We start from the raw sequence: 19,042 nt of genomic DNA, 5'->3' as shown, positions 1-19,042 counted from the left end.
TCTGCCGGCGCGCAACATAGCAGATTGCGCAGGAATCCGCGCAGCTTCGGCGGGCCGCGCGGTGCGCCGCACGGCGTCGGCACCGCCGAGGCGCAGGTGGCGGGCGCGCTTCAAGCTGCGACCGCGACGCTCGGCTCGATCCGCTTCTGCATCTGCAGCAGGGAGATCGGCGCGGCGGCGCCGTCCGACCAGCGCAGCACGCGCTCGACCGCGAAGCCGCCCGCGCTGTGCATCATCGCGGCGGCGGGATGGACGAGCGTCACCGCGCGCGAGCAGCCGTTCCGGCCGGCATCGGCGACCGCCGAAGCGACGAGCCGGCGCGCGAGCGCTGCCGCCCCGTCGCTCGGGATGACGAAGAAGGCAAGCACGATCGCCGAGCGCGCCGGATCGACCTGGAAGGGATGCCGGCCGTCATGGATGACCAGGTCGTCGTCGACCCCGCCGCGCCGCCCCTTGCGCCAGGCGATGCCGCCCAGGATCTCGCCGTCCCGCTCCGCGACGAACAGCCCCCCGCCGTTCCGCGCGTGACCGGCCTCGACGACGGTCGCCCGCCCCAACGCCGCGATCGCCTCCGCGCGATCCTCGGTCGCGACGCAGAGCAGCGTCGCGCGGTAGAGGTGGTTGACGAGATCGATATCGGCCTCTCCGCCGCGGCGGATCCGTGGCCGGCTGACAGCGTGATACGTCATCGTTTCCACCCGCTTTCCGCTTCGTTGAGGAATGCGCTCGTCCTGGCTCAGCGCACGGCCGCGGCCGGCAGCCTGACGAGCACGGAGGTCGCCGGCGCGTTGCGGTACTCGACCGTGACGGTGCGCGCCGGCGGAACCGCCCTGCCCGTGCAGGCCGACGAGACATTCGGCCAGGTCTCGGCCCCGCAGCCGCTCAGCCGGTCGGCCTTGCCGGCGGCGGCCGTCACGACCGCCGGCGACAGCACATCCGCCGCCGTGAGCCCGACGCCGGGATGGCGCGCCTCCTGCTTCATGGGCAGGATCGATCCGGCCTGGGCCGAACCGCCCTGCCCGCCCCAGTTCCAGGCAATTACGCTCGCCGCGAGCACCGTGCCGGCGGCAAGAAGCTGAAAGTCGAAACCCTTCATGGGACGCCTCCCGAGCGTTCCGCTGTGTTCGGAAGGAGTCTTAAAGGGCCTGCGTTGCGGACGTTTTGCGCGGATGTCGGAATTGCGTGCCGGAAGATGTCGAAATGTTTCGCCGGCACGGGGACGACGAAACAGAAGCGCCGATTCGGGCGGGCCGAAGGGAGGAAGGGACGACCGCCGGGTCAGACCGGCGGATGCGCCGAGCGGTCGGATGGCCGCCCGGGCCCGCGCGCGCCAAGTCAGATGAGGATGCGGAGCCCCGTCACCACGATCGTGGCGGCCACCGCCAGGACGAGCACGAACAGAGCGGCGCTGAGGACCGGATCGCCATGGAGATAGCGGCCGTTATCGTTCGCCGCCGCGGGCCGCGGCCAGCCGGACGTAAAGGTGACGCCCCTCAGCTCGACCTTCGCCTGAAGCGCGACCGAGCCTCGCCTCCGCTGCAGACCCATCGTTCTGTCGTATCCTCCCGCAGTCGCCCGATGATAGCTCCGCCCGGCGGCCGAGCGGTAGCGATTTCGTAACGATTGCGCGGTTTTCCCCGCCTCCGCCGCGGGCGGCGCAGACGGCGGTCCGCCCGCCTATTTCGGCTCGGGCGAGAAGACGTAGCCGGCGCCCCGCACGGTGCGGATGACCGTCGGATGGGTGGGATCGGGCTCGATCTTGCGCCTGATCCGCGTGATCCGCACGTCGATCGCCCGGTCGAACGCCTCGGCGTCGCGCGCCTGGGCGAGATCGAGCAGACGCTCGCGCGTCAGCACGCGCCGCGGGTTCTCCGCGAAGGCCTTGAGAAGGCTGAACTCTGACGCGGTCAGCGGATGCTCCGTGCCGTCCTCCTCGCGCAGGAGCCGCTGGTCGAGATCGAGCCATTTGGTGCCGACGCGTATCTCGTTGCGCGCCTCGTCGGGCGCGGGCGCGGCGCGGATGTCGCTGCGCCGGAGGACCGAGCGGACCCGGGCGAGGAGCTCGCGCATCTCGCATGGCTTGGCAAGGTAGTCGTCGGCGCCGAGCTCCAGCCCGACGACGCGATCAATCGGGCTCGCGGTCGCCGTCAGCATGATGATCGGCAGGTTGCCGTTGGCCCGGATGTGGCGGATGAGCGAGAGGCCGTCCTCCTCCGGCATGTTGAGGTCGAGCACGACGAGCCGGGGATGCGATTCCGCGAGGACGCGCCGCAGCGCCCGCCCGTCCTCGCAGAGCACCACGGGAAAGCCGTGCAGCTTCAGGTAGTCGCCGATCATCTCGCGGGCCGCGGCCTCGTCGTCGACGACCGCGATCGGGTCCATCTCGCTCACTTCTCCCCCTCCCCTTCGGAGAGCGGCAGGACCAGCCTGAAGACGGTCCCGCGCCGCTCGCCGTTCTCGGCCGACAGCCTGCCCCCATGAAGGTCGACGATTCGCTTGGCGATCGACAGCCCAAGCCCGGTGGAGCTCTCGCCGGCGGTCGGCTTTGCCGAGAGCCTCTGGAACCGCCCGAAGATGCGGCCGAAATCCTCCGGCGAGAGGCCGGGGCCCTCGTCGGCGATCTCGAGCAGCGCCTCGGCCCCCTCGGAGCGGCTCTCGATCCGGATCTCGGCGCCCGCCGGGCTGTACTTCACCGCATTGCTCACGAGATTGTCGATCGCCTCCGCAAGGCGGTCCTGATCGCCGCGCACGGGAAGGCCCGGCATCGCCGAGAACCGGATCGTCTGGCTCTTGCGCTCGGCAAGGGCAGCGTTCGCGCCCACGACCTGTCCCGCCAGGAGAGACAGATCGAGCGTCTCCTCGCGAACCACGATGTCGCTCGCATCCGCCATGGCATCGGCGATGAGCGATTCGACCATTCCGATCAGCCGCGCGGCGCTGTCGCGGATATGCACGACCTGCGCTTCGGCCTGTCCGACCGGGACAGGATCCATGGCGAGCAGCTCGCCCAGCATCTCGCCGCGTCCGAGGATCACCGCGAGCGGGTTCTTGAGGTCGTGGGCGACCGTTCCGAGCACTTCGTTCTTGAACGCGTTGGCGGAGCGGAGCCGCGTCCGCTGCGTCTCCAGCCGCGTGTTCGCGGCGGTCAGCTCCGCCGTGCGCTCCAGCACGCGGCGCTCGAGCTCCGCATTGGCGCGCTGCAATTCCCGGTAGAGAACGACATTGTCGAACGCGACGGCCAGACGGCTGCAGAACACTTCGATGAGGGCGCGGTCGGTATCGGAGAGCTTCTTCGGGGAATCGAGCAGAACCACCAGCTCGCGCCCCGATCCCGTGCCGATATAGAGGAGATAGCGGCCGGCCAGGAATTCGTGCCGCCGGCGCTCGAACGCGCTGTGGACGAGGGCCCGGATGTCGCGGTCGAGCGCGTCCCAGGCCTCGTGCCCGGCAAGGTGGCTGTAGCAGCCGGACCCGGCGAGCACCGACAGCCCCTCGCCGATCCCGCCTTCGCGCAGGACGAGGATTCCCGCGCAGTCCACCGCGAGCAGGGAGGCGAGCTGGGTGAGCACGCCCTCCGCGAGCTTCTGCAGCGAGCCGAGGTCGAAGAGATTCGCCGCCGCCTCGACGATGATCTCGAGCCCACGCCGGGTCTCGGTCAGCCGGACGAGCTGCTCGTAGCTCCGGAGCGCCGCCGTGATGGTGGTGAAGAGCTTCTCGGCGGTGAGCTCGGTCTTCGCCTTGTAGTCGTTGATGTCGTACTCGACGACCACACGCTGCTCGGGCGCCTGCCCGGGCTGCCCCGTGCGCAGGACGATCCGCACCGTCTCGTTCCGCAGCTCGTGGCGGATGTACTGGACGAGATCGAGGCCGGCGCCGTCGGTCTCCATGACCACGTCGAGGAGGACGATCGCGGTGTCGGGGTGGCGCGCGAGCAGCTCGCGCCCTTCGCGCGCCGAGCGCGCCGAGTGGAGCTCGAGCCCGCGACCGCCGAGACGATAATCGGCGAGGGCGAACCGCGTGCCGTCGTGGACGCCGGGATCGTCGTCGATGACCGCAACCTTCCACGGCGGCGCCGGCTCGACCGGATCGGCCGGGGGCTCGTCGTCGACGAAGATCAGGAAATCCGCGGTCTCGTCCATGGCGGCATTCATAGCCTCGCTCGCGAAACGAGTTTCCACCGCCTTACCCCGAACGGGAAGGAAAAACATCGCCGGCCCGCGCCTCGAATTGTGCTGCGCGGCCGCTTCCTAGCGGAGGGCCGTTTCCGCCCGATGTCGCGCGGGACCGCGGGTGTTTCGTGCCCGTTGCGCGGAACCGGCGGGCGATCGGCGCGTTTTCCCAGGACATTTCCACGCCATCGCGAATCCGAGCCGCTCCCCAGGGATGGGGCGGCTCGCCGTCAACGAGGGAAAAAGGCGCCATGCCCGCGAGTCATGTCTCCACCGAAGGCCGCGCTCTTTTGCACGACCTCCACGTCAACGTCAGCATGCGCGAGTTCGATGGGGCTCCGGCGCGGGAACTGATCCATTCCGGCTATGCCGAGCTGGTGACGGGCAAGCTCTTCATGACCGGTGCCGGCAGGCTCGCGGCGGCCAAGCTGAAACGGGACGGCGGCGGCGCCCGGCCGAGCGCGAAGCCAACCGTGTTTCCCGGCTCGCGCGAGGCGTTCCGCATGCTGCAGCGCCTCGTCGGCAAGGGCCCGATGCGCAACTACAACGATGCGCTTGCCGAGGAGCTGACGAAGCGGGGCTTCGCGTGCGTGGCGGATGGAGCGCTGATCCCGACGGAGGAGGGCCGCGCAGCCGCTGCGCGCTCCGCAGCGCCGCCGCTCTGATCGCGGCCGGCCCCGGCCGGCGGCGGGCCGAGCTTCAGTCGGGAGCGTCGGCCTTCGCCGGCAGCGGAAAGAGGGTCAGGAAGCGCTCCGCGAGCGCACGGTCCCCCGAAACCGCGAGTAGCCCCGCCGCCTCGAGCGCGGCAATCGGCTGCCCCCCATAGATGGCCGCCGCGATGATCGGCGCCGTCCCGGCAAACACGACGTCGGCAGCGGCGAGATCTGCCGTCTCGTAGGTCAGTCCGCCATCCACGACATGGGCGAGAAAGGCCTCGGCGCCGAGCCGGAGGCCGATCCGGGCGTCGAGCCCTTCCGCCCGCGCCGGATCGAGCATCGTCCGCAGCGAGAGAAGCAGCGAGGCCGAACTGATCGGCCGAGTCGGGTCGTGGCTCGGCGAACGCGCCGCCCAGCGGCCGAGCGCCTGCAGGATGGGCTCGGCCTCGTAGCCCCATTCCGTCAGCTCGTAGACCTGGCTCCCGGCCGGCGGCGGCAGCCGCCGCCGCAACAGCACGCCCGCCGCCTCCAGGCCCTCCAGCCGCTGGGTCAGCACGTTCGCGCTGATGCCGGGCAGGCTCGCCCGCAGATCGCTGAAGCGCCGGGGCCCGAGCATCAGCTCGCGCATCACCAGGAGCGCCCATCTTTCACCGACGAGATCGAGCGCATGCGCGGCTGCGCAGGCATCCTCGTAGCGGCGGCGATTTCGGCTCTCCGATTTTTTGGTCATTTTTTCTAACTTCAAGGTTGCCTTTTATAACAGGATGGCGCAAGGTCGTCAAACAACACAGGGAGGCTGACCCATGCCGAAGATGATGTTCGTGAACCTGCCCGTCAGCGATCTCGCACGCTCCACCGCGTTCTACGAGGGGATCGGCGCAACGAAGGACGAGCGGTTCAGCGACGGGACGGCGAGCTGCATGCGGATCTCCGACACGATCCACGTCATGCTCCTGACCCACGCGAAATTCCGCCAGTTCACTCCGAAGGCGATCACCGACGCGCGGACGACGACCGAGGTCCTCCTCTGCCTTTCGGAGGAAAGCCGGGAAGCGGTGGACGCCACGGTGGAACGCGCGGCCGCCGCGGGCGGCAGGGCCGATCCGGCGCCGATGCAGGATTTCGGCTTCATGTACGGCCGCACCTACGAGGACCCCGACGGCCACAACTGGGAAGTGATGTGGATGGACGTCGAGGCCGCAATGAAGGCGATGGCGCCCGCCGCCTGAGCCATCCAGCCGAGCAGAAGGAGGAAGCCATGAACTATGTCGACGGATTCGTGATCGCAGTGCCGACCGCGAACAAGGAGGCGTTCCGCAAGATGGCCGCCGAGATCGCCCCGGTCTTCCGGGAGCACGGCGCCCTCAAGGTCGTGGAATGCTGGGGCGACGACGTGCCGGACGGGAAGACGACCGACTTCAAGCGCGCCGTGAAGGCGGAGCCGGACGAGACCGTCGTGTTCTCCTGGGTGGTGTGGCCGTCCAAGGAGATCCGCGACGCCGGCAACAAGAGGATCATGGAGGATCCGCGCATGCAGAGCCCCGACATGAGCATCTTCGACGGCCGGCGGATGATCTTCGGCGGCTTCCAGACCATCGTCGAAACCTGAACCCGGCCGGAGAGACGGATATGTCGAAGCTCACGCCCTGCCTCTGGTTCGACGGCAACGCCGAGGAAGCAGCCGAGTTCTACGTCTCGGTCATGCCGGATTCCCGCATCGACCGCATCATGCGGGCGCCCTCGGATTATCCCGCCGGCAAGGCCGAGTCCGCGATGGGCGTCGAGTTCACGGTCGCCGGCGCGCAGTTCATGGCGCTGAACGGCGGCCCGGCGTTCACGTTCACCCCGGCCGTCTCCTTCTTCATCGCCTGCGAGGACCAGGCCGAGATCGACCGGATCTGGGACGCCCTCTCCGACGGCGGCACGCCGATGCAATGCGGCTGGATCACAGACCGCTACGGCGTCACCTGGCAGATCGTGCCGAGAAAGATGGCGGAGATGATGCACGACCCCGACCGGGACCGCAGCCGCCGCGTCTTCGAGGCGATGATGAAGATGGTGAAGCTCGATCTCCCGGCGCTCGAACGCGCCTACCGGGGCGAAGCCTGACGGGCGGCCCGCCGGCGCGCCGCCGGCGGGAATGACGAACCACGAGAGCCGCTCCGCCGGGCAGAACCCGGTCGAGCGGCTCTTGCCGTCGCGACAGGACGGGCGTGCCGCAGGCCGCCGTCGCCCGGGCGCCGCCCATCGCGCGCGGCCTGCCTGCGATCGAGGCAGCGGGCGGCCGCCACTTCCGACCACAGATCCGGCCCGGGCCGCACCGTCCGCCTGCGGATGACGCGCCGAGGCCCGCGCGAACGCGGCCGATTCCGCGAAGGCGAACCGTGGGGTCACCCGTGCGGATGCCGCCGCGCGAGGGGCACGTTCCGATCCGCCGCCCCGCCAGTCCCAAAATTGGCATTCGTATTGCTTATTTGCCTTCCGTCCGATTATCCTTGCAATCGGGGAACCGGAGAGCGCCGAACGGGAACCGGCGCGGAGGGAGAGGCCGATGTATCGCTAGCCGCCGGCGGCGCCTGCGCGAAATGCCCGACCCTTCGAGGTCGCTCCTGGAGCAGTCATCCCGGAATCATCCTCGGTGCAGATCGGGGAGAGGAAATGTATTTCCATAATAGATGGTTCCACTCTATTCAGGATCATCGGGCGCAATGAATCCCGAAAATTTGACAGTCGTTCCGGCTTGTGTACGGTGACCCGACAATGACACGCCATCGCCGAAGCGGAGAGCGGTTTTCCATGCGGATTCGGCGCCGGCCATGATCGATGCGGCCCTGAACGCCATCGCGATCGTCGCGGATCCGTTCCGGCTCGGGATCCTGCTCTCGGGCGTGCTGCTCGGACTGCTGATCGGCGTCATCCCGGGGCTGAGCGGCGTCGCGGGCCTGGCGATCCTGATCCCCTTCACCTACACGCTCGACCAATATTCGGCCTTCGCGCTGCTGATCGGCATGGCCGCGGTCACGAGCGTGTCCGACGTCATCCCCGCCATCCTGTTCGGCGTCCCGGGCACGGTCGGCGCGGCGGCGACCGTGATAGACGGCCATGCGCTGGCGCGTTCCGGCCAGGCCGGCCGCGCGCTCGGCGCCGGCTATTCGGCCGCCCTCATCGGCGCGCTCTTCGGCGCGCTCGTCCTCGCCGTCGCGATCCCGGTCGTGCGGCCGCTCGTCCTCTATCTCGGCACGCCGGAGCTTCTCGCCTTCTGCATCTTCGGCCTCTCCATGGTCGCGATCCTGAGCGGGAAGGCGCCGCTCAAGGGGCTCGCGGCCGCCTGTATCGGCCTGCTGATCGCGATGGTCGGCACCGGCTCCCAGCTCGGAACCTCGCGCTGGACCTTCGACACGCTCTACCTGTGGGAGGAGGTGCCGCTCGTCCCGCTGACGCTCGGCCTCTTCGCGCTCCCGGAAATCGCGGATCTCGCGATCGCGCGGACGGCGATCGCGAAGGAGGGCGGCGGCGCGTCCTTCTCCTCGAGGGCGCAATGGGAAGGCGTGCGCGACGTCTTCCGGAACTGGTGGCTCGTGCTGCGCAGCAGCACGATCGGCGTCGCGCTCGGCGCGGTGCCCGGGCTCGGCGCCTCGTCGATCGACTGGATCGTCTACGGCCACGCCGTCGCCACGGAGCGGAACGGGCGCTTCGGCCAGGGCGACATACGCGGCGTGATGGCGCCGGAATCCGCCAACAGCGCGAAGGACGGCGGACAGCTCATCCCGACCATCGCCTTCGGGGTTCCGGGCGGCGCGGCGACCGCCGTCCTTCTCAGCGCCTTCCTGATGCACGGGCTGGTGCCCGGCCCGGACATGCTGACGAAGAACCTCGACGTCACCTATTCCATCATGTGGAGCCTCGCGCTCGCCAATGTGGCGGGCCTGCTGATCTGCCTGCCGCTCAGCGGCTTCGTCGCGAGGCTTTCGGCCGTCCCGGCTGGCCGCATCGTGCCGATCGTGGTCGGCGTCGTCATCATCGCCGCCGTCCAGGCGACGCAGGACTGGGGCGACCTCTATTCCCTGATGCTGTTCGGCATCGTCGGCTGGGTGATGAAGGCGAACGGCTGGCCGCGGCCGCCGCTGATGCTCGGCTTCGTCCTCGGCGCCCTGTTCGAGCGCTATCTCTTCATCTCGATCACGCTCTATGGCGGCGAGTGGATCTTCCGCCCGGTCGTGATCGCCATCCTGGCCCTCACCGCGATCGCGATCTTCCGGCCCCTCCGCGCGATCCTCTGGGGCACCTACCGGTCCCTCCGGCGCGCGCACCTCGAGGCCTTCACCCCGCATCACGGCATGATCTTCAACCTGCTGGTGATCGCGCTCACGGTCTATGCGATCCGGACCTCCTCCCCCTGGCCGTGGGAGGACAAGCTGCTGCCGCAGGTCGCCGCCTATGCGGGACTGGTCTTCGCCGGCCTCAACCTCTTCACCGAAGCCTTCAGCCGGAGAGAGGACGACGAAGGCGGCCTCGACATAGACGGCGCCGGCGCGGTCGCCGCGATACCCGGAGCGATCGTCTGGACCCGCGCGGCGCGCTTCTTCGGCTGGGTGGTCGGAACGATCCTCGCCGCCCTCGCGATCGGCGTGCTCCCGGCCGCGTTCCTCGGCGTGCTCTTCCAGTCGCGCTTCGAATTTCGCCAGACCTGGCGCTTCTCGCTCGTGTCGTCGCTGTCGCTCGCGGCGATCGCCTGGCTGATCGTCAACTACATCTTCATGGTCCGCTGGCCGCAAGCGAGCCTCGGCGACTGGCTGCCGGCGCTGCGCGCCTCGATCCACCTCTTCTGAATTTCAACCGAGACGGCTTCGAGAGGGAACAGTCGGCTCAGCAATCATGGAGGGTAGTGATGGGATTTGAGATGACGCGGCGGGGGGCGAAGCTGGCACTGGCCGCCCTGCTCGCAATTTCCGCCTCCGTCGGGGCGCGCGCCCAGTCGGTCGAGGACTTCTACAAGGGGAAGTCGATCGACGTCGTCATCGCCTTCAGCGCGGGCGGGGGCTACGACCTCTACGGTCGCCTGCTCGCCCGCCACATGGGCAAGCACATACCCGGCAACCCGACCCTGGTGCCGCAGAACATGCCGGGCGCCGGCACGCTGAAGGCCACCAAATATCTCTACAGCGTCGCGCCGAAGGACGGCACGGTGTTCGGCGTGTTCTCGCGCACGATGCCGCTCGCACCCGTGGTCGGGCTCGCCGGCGCCGATTTCGACGCCCGGAAGTTCACCTGGCTCGGCAGCATGGCCAAGGAAGTGACGCTCTGCGTCGTCTCCGACCGCTCCCCGGTCGACAGCTGGGAGGACGCGCTGAAGACCGAGTTCAAGCTCGGCGGCGAGGGCAAGGGCGCCGACCCGGACATCTTCGCGAACGTCATCAAGACGGTCTTCGACGCCAAGGACCAGCTCGTGACCGGCTATCCGGGCACGGCCGACATGTATCTCGCGATCGAGCGCGGCGAGCTCGACGGCATGTGCGGGCTCTCCTACAGCTCGCTCCTCGGCCGCTGGGGCAAGCAGCTCCAGGACGGCTCGCTGAAGATCATCCTGCAGGGCGGACTCCAGCCGCATCCGGAGCTGAAGGACGTCCCCAACATGGTCGATCTCGCCCAGGACGCGCGCAAGAAGCAGATCCTGAAGCTGATCCTCGCGCCGCAGGCGATGGCGCGGCCCTTCGCGGCGCCTCCCGGCGTGCCGGAGGACCGCGCGAAGGCGCTGCGCGACGCCTTCGAGGCGACGCTCAAGGATCCGGAGTTCCTGGCCGAGGCCAAGAAGCTCAACGTCGAGATCGAGCTGATGTCGGCGGACGACATCCAGGGCCTGCTCTCCGATCTCTACGACACGCCGAAGGACCTCGCCGAAGAGGCCTCGAAGGACGCCGGCCTCTGAGCCGCGCGTTCATCATCAACCGTCCGGCGGCGCGAGCCGCCGGACGTCCCGTGTCGGAACCGCCGCGCCGATGAAGCCGCCCCCCTTCGACTATGTCCGGCCCGAGAGCCTCGAGACGCTGCTGTCGACGCTCGCGCGCCTGGAAAACGCCAAGATCCTGGCCGGCGGGCAATCGCTCATGCCGATGCTGAACCTGCGCTACGTCTTCCCGGACGTCCTCGTCGACATCAACCGCGTGCCGGGCCTCGCCGGAATCCGCCTCGAGGGCGACCGCCTCAGGATCGGCGCGATGACCCGCCAGCGCGCGATCGAGACCGATCCTCTCGCGGCGGCGCACTTTCCGATCCTCCCCGAAGCGCTGCGCCTCGTCGGCCACCGCCAGACCCGCAACCGCGGCACGATTGGCGGCAGCCTCTGCCATCTCGATCCGGCGGCGGAGCTGCCGACCGTCGCGCTCCTTGCCGACGCGACCGTCGAGATCGCGCGCGAAGGCGGCACGCGGACCCTCTCCGCGGCGGAGTTCATCCTCGGCTACATGACCACCGCGCTCGGCCAGGACGAGGTGCTGACGGCGGTCTCGTTCCCGCTCTGGCATCGGCCTCACGGCTATTCCTTCCAGGAGTTCGCGCGCCGGCACGGCGACTTCGCGATCGCCTCCGCCGCGTGCCTCCTCGCGCTCGGGCCCGACGGGCGGATCGAGCGGGTCGCGATCGCGATCGGCGGCGTCGGCCCGGTGCCGCAACGCATGCCCGCGGCCGAGGCGGCGCTCGCCGGGACCCGCGGCGAACCGGAAGCGGTCGCCCGGGCGCTCGGCTTCTGCGACGCGCTCGACGCCATCGGGGACTTTCACGGCAGCGCCGACTACCGCCGGAGCGTGGCGCGCTCGGTGCTCCGCAAGGCGCTCGGCGACGCACGCGACCGTGCCGCGGCCGCGCCGACGGGGCCGGCGCAATGAACGCGCGGTCCATCGCCCTCACCGTCAACGGCCGTCCCGTGAACGGGACGGCGGACGTCCGCACGACGCTCGCCGACTTCCTGCGCCACAGCCTCCGGCTCACCGGCACGCATCTCGGCTGCGAGCACGGGGTCTGCGGCGCGTGCACCGTCCTCGTCGACGGCGCGAGCGTGCGCAGCTGCCTGATGCTGGCGGTCCAGGCCGAAGGGGCGCATGTCCGCACCATCGAGGGCCTTGCCGGCCCGGACGGAGAACTCCACCCGCTCCAGACCGCGTTCCGGGACAAGCACGGCCTGCAATGCGGCTTCTGCACGCCGGGCATGCTGATGACGCTGGTCGAGTTCCTGGAGGAGAACCCCGATCCCGCCGAGGCGGAGATCCGCGATGCGATCTCCGGCAACATCTGTCGCTGCACCGGCTACGAGAGCATCGTGGCGGCGGCGCTCCAGGCCGCGGCCGAGATCAGGGAGCGGCGGCGATGAGGGCGGTCGGACGGAGCGTCCCGCGGATCGAGGATCCGGCGCTGCTCGTCGGCAAGGGCCGCTACGTCGACGACATCGCGCTGCCCGGCACGCTCCACGCCGCCTTCGTCCGCAGCGCGTCCGCGCACGCCCGGATCGCCGCGATCGACACCGCCGCCGCCGCGGGCATGCCGGGCGTGCATGCGGTGCTCACCGCCGCCGACCTCCGGCCCGTCCTGCGCTCGCTCCGGCTTCCGCTCGGCGCGAGCCCGACGAGCAGCGAGAACAGCTCGACGCCCTTCGTCCTCAACGGGCACGAGGCCGCCTATGTCGGCGAGCCGATCGCCCTCGTCGTCGCTGATACCCGCTACGAGGCCGAGGACGCCGCCGGCGCCGTCTTCGTGGACTACGAGCCGCTTCCCGTCGTGGCCGATGCCCGCCGCGCCGTCGAGGCCGGCACGCCGGCGGTGCGGACGGAGCTCGCATCAAACCTCCTCAACCGGATGATGGTCGCCTTCGGCGACGTCGACGAGGCCTTCGCGAAGGCCACGCATGTCGTCGCGGACGAGCTTTGGCAGCATCGCGGCTGCGGACACCCGCTGGAGGGCCGCGGCGTGCTCGCCGAGACGCGCCCGGACGGCGGCCTCTGCGTCTGGTCGTCCACGCAGATGCCGCACGACCTCTTCCACACGCTCGCAGGCATGCTCGGCCTCGACGAGAATTGCCTGCGGGTGGTGACGCCCGATGTCGGCGGCGGCTTCGGTCCGAAATATTGCATCTATCCCGAGGAGCTCGCCGTCCCGGCGGCCGCGCTGCTCCTCGGCCGGAACGTGAAATGGATCGAGGACCGGCGGGAGAACTTCCTTTCCGCCGTGCAGGAGCGCGACCAGTACTGGTCGCTCGAGGTCGCCACCGACGGGGACGGCCGCATCCTCGGCATGCGGGGGCGGCTGATCCACGACCAGGGCGCCTATGCGCCGAAGGCGGTGAACCTCCCGTACAATTCCGCGAGCGCCGTGACCGGGCCCTATGTCGTGCCCGCATTCGCGGTGGAGGTCCTGATCGCGCACACGAACAAGGTGCCGGTCTCCTCCGTCCGCGGCGCCGGCTATCCGCAGGCCGCCTTCGCGATGGAACGCATGATCGATCTCGTCGCCGCCAGGCTCGGGATCGACCGCGTCGCGGTGCGCGCGCGCAACCTCATCCCGCCGGAAAAGATGCCCTACACCAAGCCGCTCAAGGCGCGCTCCGGAGCGGGCATCGTCTATGACAGCGGCGACTATCCCGCCTGCCAGGCGGAGGCGCTCGCGGCCGCCGGCTGGCATGACTTCCCCCGCCGGCAGGCCGAGGCGCTGGCGCAGGGGCGCCATCTCGGCATCGGCATCGCGAACGCCGTCAAGGGCACGGGCCGCGGCCCGTTCGAAAGCGGTGTCGTGCGCGTGGCGCCTTCCGGACGCGTCAGCGTCTTCACCGGCGCCACGGCGATGGGCCAGGGGCTCGCCACGGCGCTCGCCCAGATCTGCGCCGACGAGCTCGGCGTCCGTCCGGAGGAGGTCGGCGTGATCGCCGGCGACACGGCCTTCGCGCAGTTCGGGCTCGGCGGCTTCGCCAGCCGCCAGCTGGTGACCGCCGGCTCCTCCGTTCACATCGCGGCGAAGGCGGTCGCGGCGAAGGCGATCAGGGCGGCGAGCACCATGCTCGACCTGCCGGAGGCGGAGCTCGAACTCGCCGGCGGCGAGGTGCGGGGGCGCGGGGGCTCGAACCGCGGCATCAGCCTCGCCGAAATCGCGACGCGGCTGCGCGGCGCGCCGGGCTACGCCTTCCCTGCGGAGATCGAGCCCGGCCTCGAGGCCAGCATCCAGTGGAAGACCGACGCCCTCGCCTACGCGAATGCCTGCCACGTCGCCGAGGTCGAGGTGGACATCGAGACCGGGCATGTCGGCGTGTCGCACTACATTGCGCTCCACGATTCCGGCCGGCTGATCAATCCGATGATCGTCGACGGCCAGATAAAGGGCGGCATCGCCCACGGCATCGGCAACGCGCTCTACGAGCTGATGGGCTATGACGAGGAGGGCCAGCCGCTGACGACGACCTTCGCGGACTACCTGCTCGTCACCGCGCCGGAGCTGCCGCGCTTCGAGACGCTCTACCGCGAGACGCCCTCGCCCATCAATCCGCTCGGCGCGAAGGGGGTCGGCGAGGCCGGCACCATCCCGGCGGCGGCCGCGATCATCTCCGCCGTCGAGGACGCGCTGAGGCCGTTCGGCGTCCGCATCTCGCAGACGCCGGTCACGCCCGAATTCCTCTTCAACCTGATCAGCAAGGCCCGCGCGAAGCAACGGGCCGAACGGGAAATGCCTGCATGACGAAGAAGCTTAGTCTGACGCTCGCCTGCGGCGACTACGAGATCGTGCGCCCGCTGAAGGAAGGCACGGTCGAGCCGGACGGGATCGAGCTCAACATCCTGACCGGCGCGGATTCGACGACGCGCCACTGGCGCTTCCTGCGCAACCAGGAATACGACGTCGCCGAATGCTCGGCATCGTCCTACATCGTCGCGCGCGACCGCGGCATGCCGTTCCGCGCGCTGCCGGTCTTCCTGCACCGCCGGTTCCGGCACGGCTTCGTCTTCATCAACACCGGCAAGGGCATCACCAGGCCGACCGATCTCATCGGCCGGAAGGTCGGCGTGAAGTCCTACCAGGTGACCGCGATCCTGTGGCTGCGCGGAATCCTGGAGCAGGAATACGGCGTTCCGCACAAGTCGATCGAATGGTTCGCCGAACTCGACGAGGACGTCGAGTTCACCCCGCCCGAAGGCCTGCGGCTCAGCAAGATCCCCGACGAGAAATCGATCGAGACGATGCTCGCGGAAGGCGAGATCGACGCGCTGCTCCACCCCGACATCATCGATCCGATCATCGAAGGCGACCCGCGGGTGGGCCGGCTCTTCCCCGACTACAAGGCGGAGGAGATGGCCTATTACGCCAAGACCGGCATCTTCCCGATCATGCACGTCCTCGGCTTCAAGCAGGCGCTCGTCGAGGCGCATCCGTGGATCGTGCCGAACCTCTACCAGGCCTTCGAGCAGGCGAAGGCGATCGCGATGAAGCGCATGCGCAACCCGCGCCTGGTCCCGCTCGCCTGGTACCAGGAGGCCTGGGAGGAGCAGGAGAAGGTGCTCGGGCCCGATCCCTGGGAATACGGGCTCGGCGAGAGGAACCGGAAGAACTTCGAGACGCTGGTCGGCTATTCCCACCAGCAGGGGCTGATCAGCAGGCCGATCCCGCTCGACGAGCTGTTCCTCTCGACCTCGCAGGGCCGCAAGCGGGGCACGTTCCGGACCTGAGAAAAGGCGGCCGGAGCCGGAACAATGCGGGAGCGGCCCCGACCGCTCCCGAACGTTCCGGCGGAGCTATTCCGCCGCTTCCCGGACGCCCGAGCCCGGGATCATGCCGAGCGCCTGCATGTAGAGCTCGAGGATCGCCTCCTCTTCCTCGCGCTCGGCCGCGTCCTTCTTGCGCAGCGCGATGATCTTGCGCAGCACCTTCGTGTCGAAGCCGTTCCCCTTCGCCTCGGCATAGACGTCCTTGATGTCGTCCTGGATGCCCTTCAGTTCCTCGGAGAGCCGCTCGATGCGCTCGACGAAGGAACGCAGCTGGTTGGCCGCCGATTCGTCGGGATTGAGTGAGTCCATGCCCATGCCATCGTCCTCTCGGCGCGGTCGGTTCCGCGCGGTCGGCCTCGCGGCGCGGCGGAGCCGCGCGGAGGGTTGATCGGCCATCGCGTGCCCAAACCGCCCGGCAGCGTCAACAGGGCGTTTCGGCCGTCCTCAGATTTGGTGGAAAGCTGTGTCAGTCCTGCCGCGGCCTGTTGACTTCGAAGGCGGAGAGCGCCTCGGGCGGGGCTTCGGCCTGATGTCTCGCCTTCCACTCCTCGTAGGGCATGCCGTAGACGATCTCGCGGCTCTCGTCCTTCGTCATCGGCAGGCCGCGCTGCTTCGCGGCGTCGAGGTACCAGTTCGACAGGCAGTTGCGGCAGAAGCCGGCGAGATTCATCAGATCGATGTTCTGAACGTCGCTCCGCTCGCGCAGATGCGCGACCAGCCTGCGGAAGGCGGCCGCCTCCAGCTCCGTCCGTGTCGTCTCGTCAAGCTTCGACATCGTGTTCATCCTCGGTGGTCCGATCGCCATCGGCACGGGAGCCGTAGAACCGGACCCGGTGGAGGCCGTCATCGGCGACGATCCCCGCCACGATCGGCTCCAGGCGGTCCGCCCATTCGAGCACGCCCGCCGGCGTCTCGATGAGGTCGTTGCGGACCTCGAGAAGCGCATGGGCGAGCCCGCGGCTCGTGCCGTGCTTATACATGGTGTCGTTCTTCAACGCACCGACATAGGGCTCGTTGCTGCCGATGCGCAGGCCGTGCCCGGCGCGGAGCGCATTGATGAGCGGGCGCGCCATGCGCGGATCGCGGTCCCAGAGCACGCCCGCATGCCAGGGCCTCGGCACGCCCCGCCAGACCGGCGTATAGGAATGGACCGAGAGGATCGCGGCAGGACGGCCCGAAGCCGCCATGCGGTCGAGCGTCGCCGCGATCTCGGCATGATACGGACGGTAATAGAGGGCGAGGCGCCGCTCCCGTTCGCCGGCATCGACGCCGGCATTGCCCGGGACCACGGCGCCGTCGGAGAGACGCATGATGAGGGTCGGATCGTCCTCGCCGCGATTGGGATCGATGACGAGGCGGGACACGCAGGTGAGGAGCGCCGGCGCCTTCAGCCGCGCGGCGAGCGCGCGCGTCAGCGGTGCGGCGCCGACATCGTAGCCGATGTGCCGCTCGAGCTCGGCACGCGGCAGCCCGAGGCCATGGTAGCATTCCGGAACCGCATTCGACGCATGGTCGCAGAGGAGCAGGAGCCCGCCCGCCTCGTCGCCCTCGACGCGCTCGAACGCGCAGGGCCGGTCGGACGATCCCGCTTTCGCCGATTCGGCGTCGTTCATGAAAACAATTCCCGGGATGCGGAAAGTCTCGCCATGCGGAGAGCCGCATGATAGGGACTGTCGCCACCTCACGAAAGCCTTCATAAGACCGCGATGTCCGTGCGCGCGAGCCAGACTTCCCCCATCCGGGACGAGACGCCCTTCGCGATCCTCGCGCTCGTCGGCGGCGCGGTCGCGATGGGGATCTCGCCGATCTTCGTGCGCTTCGCGGATGTCGGCCCGTTCGCGAGCGCCTTGTGGCGCGTCGCCCTCGCTCTGCCGGTGCTGTGGCTGTGGGCGCGGCTCGATGAGCGCGCGGCCCCGGGCGGGAGCGCCTCGCCGGAGACCGCCGCCCGCCATGGCGGCATCGTCTCGGTCGTGCTCGCGGGGCTTCTCTTTGCGGGCGACCTCACCTTCTGGCACCTGTCGATCCTGCATACCAGCGTCGCCAATGCGACCTTCCTCGCGGTGCTCGCGCCGGTCTGGGTCGTGCTCGGCTCGGGCATGTTTCTCGGCGAGACGGTCGAGCGGCGGCTCGTCGCGGGCCTGGCGCTCTGCCTCCTCGGCGCGGCCGCGCTGATCGGCGGTTCGCTGGCGTTCCGGCCGGACCAGGTGCTCGGCGACCTCTACGGCCTCGTCACCTCGTTCTTCTTCGGGGCCTATTTCATCGCCATGCGCCGGGCCCGGCGCGCCTATGGCACCGGGCGCGCCATCTTCGCGTCGACCCTCGTGACGGCGGCGGTGCTCGCGGCCGAGGCGCTCGCGGTCGAGCCGCAGATCCTCCCCGCCTCCGCAGGCGGCCTCGCGGCCGTGCTCGCCCTGGCGCTCGTGAGCCAGGCCGGCGGCCAGGGCCTTCTCGCCTACGCGCTCGGCCACCTGCCGGCCGCCTTCTCCTCGCTGGTGATGTTCATCGAAGCGCTCGCGGGCGCCTTCTTCGGCTGGGCGATCCTCTCCGAAGCGGTCGGCCCGCTGCAATTCGCGGGCGCCGCGGCGATCTTCGCCGGGATCGCCATAGCGCGCCCGCGCCGCGCCGCCTGACGGACGGGCCATGGATCTCCGCAAGCTTCGCCTCGACATGCTCGACGCCGCGATCGCGCGGGCGCAGCCGAATGTCTGCCTGCCCCCTCACCTGCCGCCGCCGCCCGAATCGGGGCGCCTGATCGTCCTCGCCTGCGGCAAGGCCGGGGCCACCATGGCCGAAGCGGTGGAGCAGCATTATCTCGACGGCGGCCTGATCGACCCCGCGCGCATGGTCGGCATCTGCGTGACCCGGCACGGCTACGGCCGGCCGCTCCGCCGCGTCCGCTGCGTCGAGGCGGGCCATCCCGTACCGGACCGGGCCGGACTGGAGGCGACCGCGGAAACGCTGGAACTCGCCCGCTCGGCGAAGGCGGACGACCTGGCGCTCGTGCTCGTCTCCGGAGGCGGCTCGGCAAACTGGACCGCGCCGGCCGAAGGCCTCTCGATCGAGGACAAGCAGGGGCTCACGCGCGCCCTCCTGAAATCGGGCGCCCCGATCGGCGACATCAACACGGTCCGGAAGCACCTGTCGCAGATCAAGGGCGGCCGCCTCGCCGCCGCGCTCGCGCCGGCGCGCTCGCTCTCCCTCATCATCTCGGACGTGCCGGGCGACGACCCGAGCTTCATCGCCTCCGGGCCGACCGCGCCGGACCACACCACGGCCGAGGACGCGCTCGCCATCCTGGCGCGATGGCGCATCGCGGCGCCGGAGCCGGTCGAGCGGACGCTCCGGTCGAAGGCGGGCGAGACGCCCGCGCCGGACGATCCCTGCTTCGTGCTCGCGGCGCTCCGCGTGGTGGCGCGGCCGGCCGATTCGCTCGCCGCGGCGGCGGACATCGCACGCGCCGCGGGGTTCGACGCGCGCCTCCTCG

General features: G+C 69.8%; 21 protein-coding genes. 12 read left to right on the top strand and 9 right to left on the bottom strand.

The genetic code is table 11. From position 1 onward, the window contains the following. Positions 1-110 precede the first annotated feature (110 nt). The 5 genes from E4O86_RS12490 to E4O86_RS12470 form a co-directional block, all read right to left on the bottom strand. Positions 111-698 (bottom strand): hypothetical protein, encoded by a 588-nt coding sequence (locus tag E4O86_RS12490; RefSeq protein WP_161140876.1) that lies wholly within the window; start codon positions 696-698, stop codon positions 111-113. Positions 699-736: 38 nt separating this feature from the next. Beyond that, positions 737-1,096 carry a hypothetical protein gene (locus E4O86_RS12485; protein WP_161140875.1) on the bottom strand — a complete coding sequence of 120 codons (360 nt, stop codon included), beginning with the start codon at positions 1,094-1,096 and terminating at the stop codon, positions 737-739. Positions 1,097-1,335: 239 nt separating this feature from the next. After that, positions 1,336-1,548: a hypothetical protein gene (locus E4O86_RS12480; RefSeq protein ID WP_161140874.1), complete on the bottom strand. Its 213-nt coding sequence runs from the start codon at positions 1,546-1,548 to the stop codon at positions 1,336-1,338. 129 nt (positions 1,549-1,677) lie between these two features. Then, the gene (locus tag E4O86_RS12475) at positions 1,678-2,391 is read right to left on the bottom strand and encodes a response regulator (protein ID WP_161140873.1); all 714 of its coding nucleotides are present in this window, start codon (positions 2,389-2,391) and stop codon (positions 1,678-1,680) included. Beyond that, positions 2,388-4,139: a DUF3369 domain-containing protein gene (locus E4O86_RS12470; protein ID WP_161140872.1), complete on the bottom strand. Its 1,752-nt coding sequence runs from the start codon at positions 4,137-4,139 to the stop codon at positions 2,388-2,390. Before E4O86_RS12470 ends, E4O86_RS12475 begins: the two co-directional genes overlap by 4 nt. Before the next feature lie 281 nt (positions 4,140-4,420). Here E4O86_RS12470 and E4O86_RS12465 point away from each other — a divergent pair, with 281 nt between their 5' ends. After that, the gene (locus tag E4O86_RS12465; protein ID WP_161140871.1) at positions 4,421-4,834 is read left to right on the top strand and encodes a hypothetical protein; all 414 of its coding nucleotides are present in this window, start codon (positions 4,421-4,423) and stop codon (positions 4,832-4,834) included. Positions 4,835-4,868: 34 nt separating this feature from the next. Here E4O86_RS12465 and E4O86_RS12460 read toward each other — a convergent pair whose 3' ends face one another. Further along, positions 4,869-5,570 carry a winged helix-turn-helix transcriptional regulator gene (locus tag E4O86_RS12460; protein WP_161140870.1) on the bottom strand — a complete coding sequence of 234 codons (702 nt, stop codon included), beginning with the start codon at positions 5,568-5,570 and terminating at the stop codon, positions 4,869-4,871. 58 nt (positions 5,571-5,628) lie between these two features. Here E4O86_RS12460 and E4O86_RS12455 point away from each other — a divergent pair, with 58 nt between their 5' ends. From E4O86_RS12455 to E4O86_RS12415, 9 genes are all read left to right on the top strand, one after another. Then, positions 5,629-6,054, top strand: coding sequence for a VOC family protein (locus E4O86_RS12455; RefSeq protein WP_161140869.1), 426 nt, complete (start codon positions 5,629-5,631; stop codon positions 6,052-6,054). A gap of 29 nt (positions 6,055-6,083) precedes the next feature. Then, positions 6,084-6,434: a DUF1428 domain-containing protein gene (locus E4O86_RS12450; protein WP_161140868.1), complete on the top strand. Its 351-nt coding sequence runs from the start codon at positions 6,084-6,086 to the stop codon at positions 6,432-6,434. A 20-nt stretch (positions 6,435-6,454) separates the two neighbouring features. Next, complete coding sequence (locus E4O86_RS12445; RefSeq protein WP_161140867.1) at positions 6,455-6,934, top strand: VOC family protein; 480 nt, start codon at positions 6,455-6,457, stop codon at positions 6,932-6,934. Positions 6,935-7,641: 707 nt separating this feature from the next. Further along, a complete protein-coding gene (locus E4O86_RS12440) occupies positions 7,642-9,654 on the top strand; it encodes a tripartite tricarboxylate transporter permease (RefSeq protein ID WP_161140866.1) in 2,013 nt (670 codons plus the stop codon). 59 nt (positions 9,655-9,713) lie between these two features. Beyond that, entirely contained in the window at positions 9,714-10,751 is a 1,038-nt protein-coding gene (locus E4O86_RS12435; RefSeq protein WP_161140865.1) for a Bug family tripartite tricarboxylate transporter substrate binding protein, read from the top strand. A 70-nt stretch (positions 10,752-10,821) separates the two neighbouring features. Continuing rightward, positions 10,822-11,706, top strand: a complete 885-nt coding sequence (locus E4O86_RS12430) for an FAD binding domain-containing protein (RefSeq protein ID WP_161140864.1) — start codon at positions 10,822-10,824, stop codon at positions 11,704-11,706. After that, positions 11,703-12,188, top strand: a complete 486-nt coding sequence (locus E4O86_RS12425) for a (2Fe-2S)-binding protein (RefSeq protein WP_161140863.1) — start codon at positions 11,703-11,705, stop codon at positions 12,186-12,188. Before E4O86_RS12430 ends, E4O86_RS12425 begins: the two co-directional genes overlap by 4 nt. Then, positions 12,185-14,536: a xanthine dehydrogenase family protein molybdopterin-binding subunit gene (locus tag E4O86_RS12420; protein WP_161140862.1), complete on the top strand. Its 2,352-nt coding sequence runs from the start codon at positions 12,185-12,187 to the stop codon at positions 14,534-14,536. Before E4O86_RS12425 ends, E4O86_RS12420 begins: the two co-directional genes overlap by 4 nt. Further along, entirely contained in the window at positions 14,533-15,519 is a 987-nt protein-coding gene (locus tag E4O86_RS12415) for an ABC transporter substrate-binding protein (RefSeq protein WP_161140861.1), read from the top strand. The genes E4O86_RS12420 and E4O86_RS12415 overlap by 4 nt, the downstream gene beginning before the upstream one ends. Before the next feature lie 66 nt (positions 15,520-15,585). Here E4O86_RS12415 and E4O86_RS12410 read toward each other — a convergent pair whose 3' ends face one another. The 3 genes from E4O86_RS12410 to E4O86_RS12400 form a co-directional block, all read right to left on the bottom strand. Beyond that, a complete protein-coding gene (locus E4O86_RS12410; RefSeq protein WP_161140892.1) occupies positions 15,586-15,867 on the bottom strand; it encodes a DUF2312 domain-containing protein in 282 nt (93 codons plus the stop codon). A gap of 157 nt (positions 15,868-16,024) precedes the next feature. Next, positions 16,025-16,333: a DUF1244 domain-containing protein gene (locus E4O86_RS12405; protein WP_161140860.1), complete on the bottom strand. Its 309-nt coding sequence runs from the start codon at positions 16,331-16,333 to the stop codon at positions 16,025-16,027. Then, positions 16,320-17,171, bottom strand: coding sequence for an N-formylglutamate amidohydrolase (locus E4O86_RS12400; RefSeq protein WP_161140859.1), 852 nt, complete (start codon positions 17,169-17,171; stop codon positions 16,320-16,322). The genes E4O86_RS12405 and E4O86_RS12400 overlap by 14 nt, the downstream gene beginning before the upstream one ends. 93 nt (positions 17,172-17,264) lie before the next feature. Between E4O86_RS12400 and E4O86_RS12395 the strand changes: the two genes are divergently transcribed. After that, positions 17,265-18,188, top strand: a complete 924-nt coding sequence (locus tag E4O86_RS12395; protein ID WP_161140858.1) for a DMT family transporter — start codon at positions 17,265-17,267, stop codon at positions 18,186-18,188. A gap of 10 nt (positions 18,189-18,198) precedes the next feature. Then, positions 18,199-19,042: glycerate kinase type-2 family protein (locus tag E4O86_RS12390; protein ID WP_161140857.1), on the top strand; the 844-nt coding region annotated here is incomplete at its 3' end.

Origin of the sequence: Propylenella binzhouense (genome assembly GCF_009866965.1) — a bacterium.
Classification (GTDB): domain Bacteria; phylum Pseudomonadota; class Alphaproteobacteria; order Rhizobiales; family Afifellaceae; genus Propylenella; species Propylenella binzhouense.
Note: the sequence above shows the minus strand (reverse complement) of the source record. Positions and strands in the feature narration are given on the sequence as shown.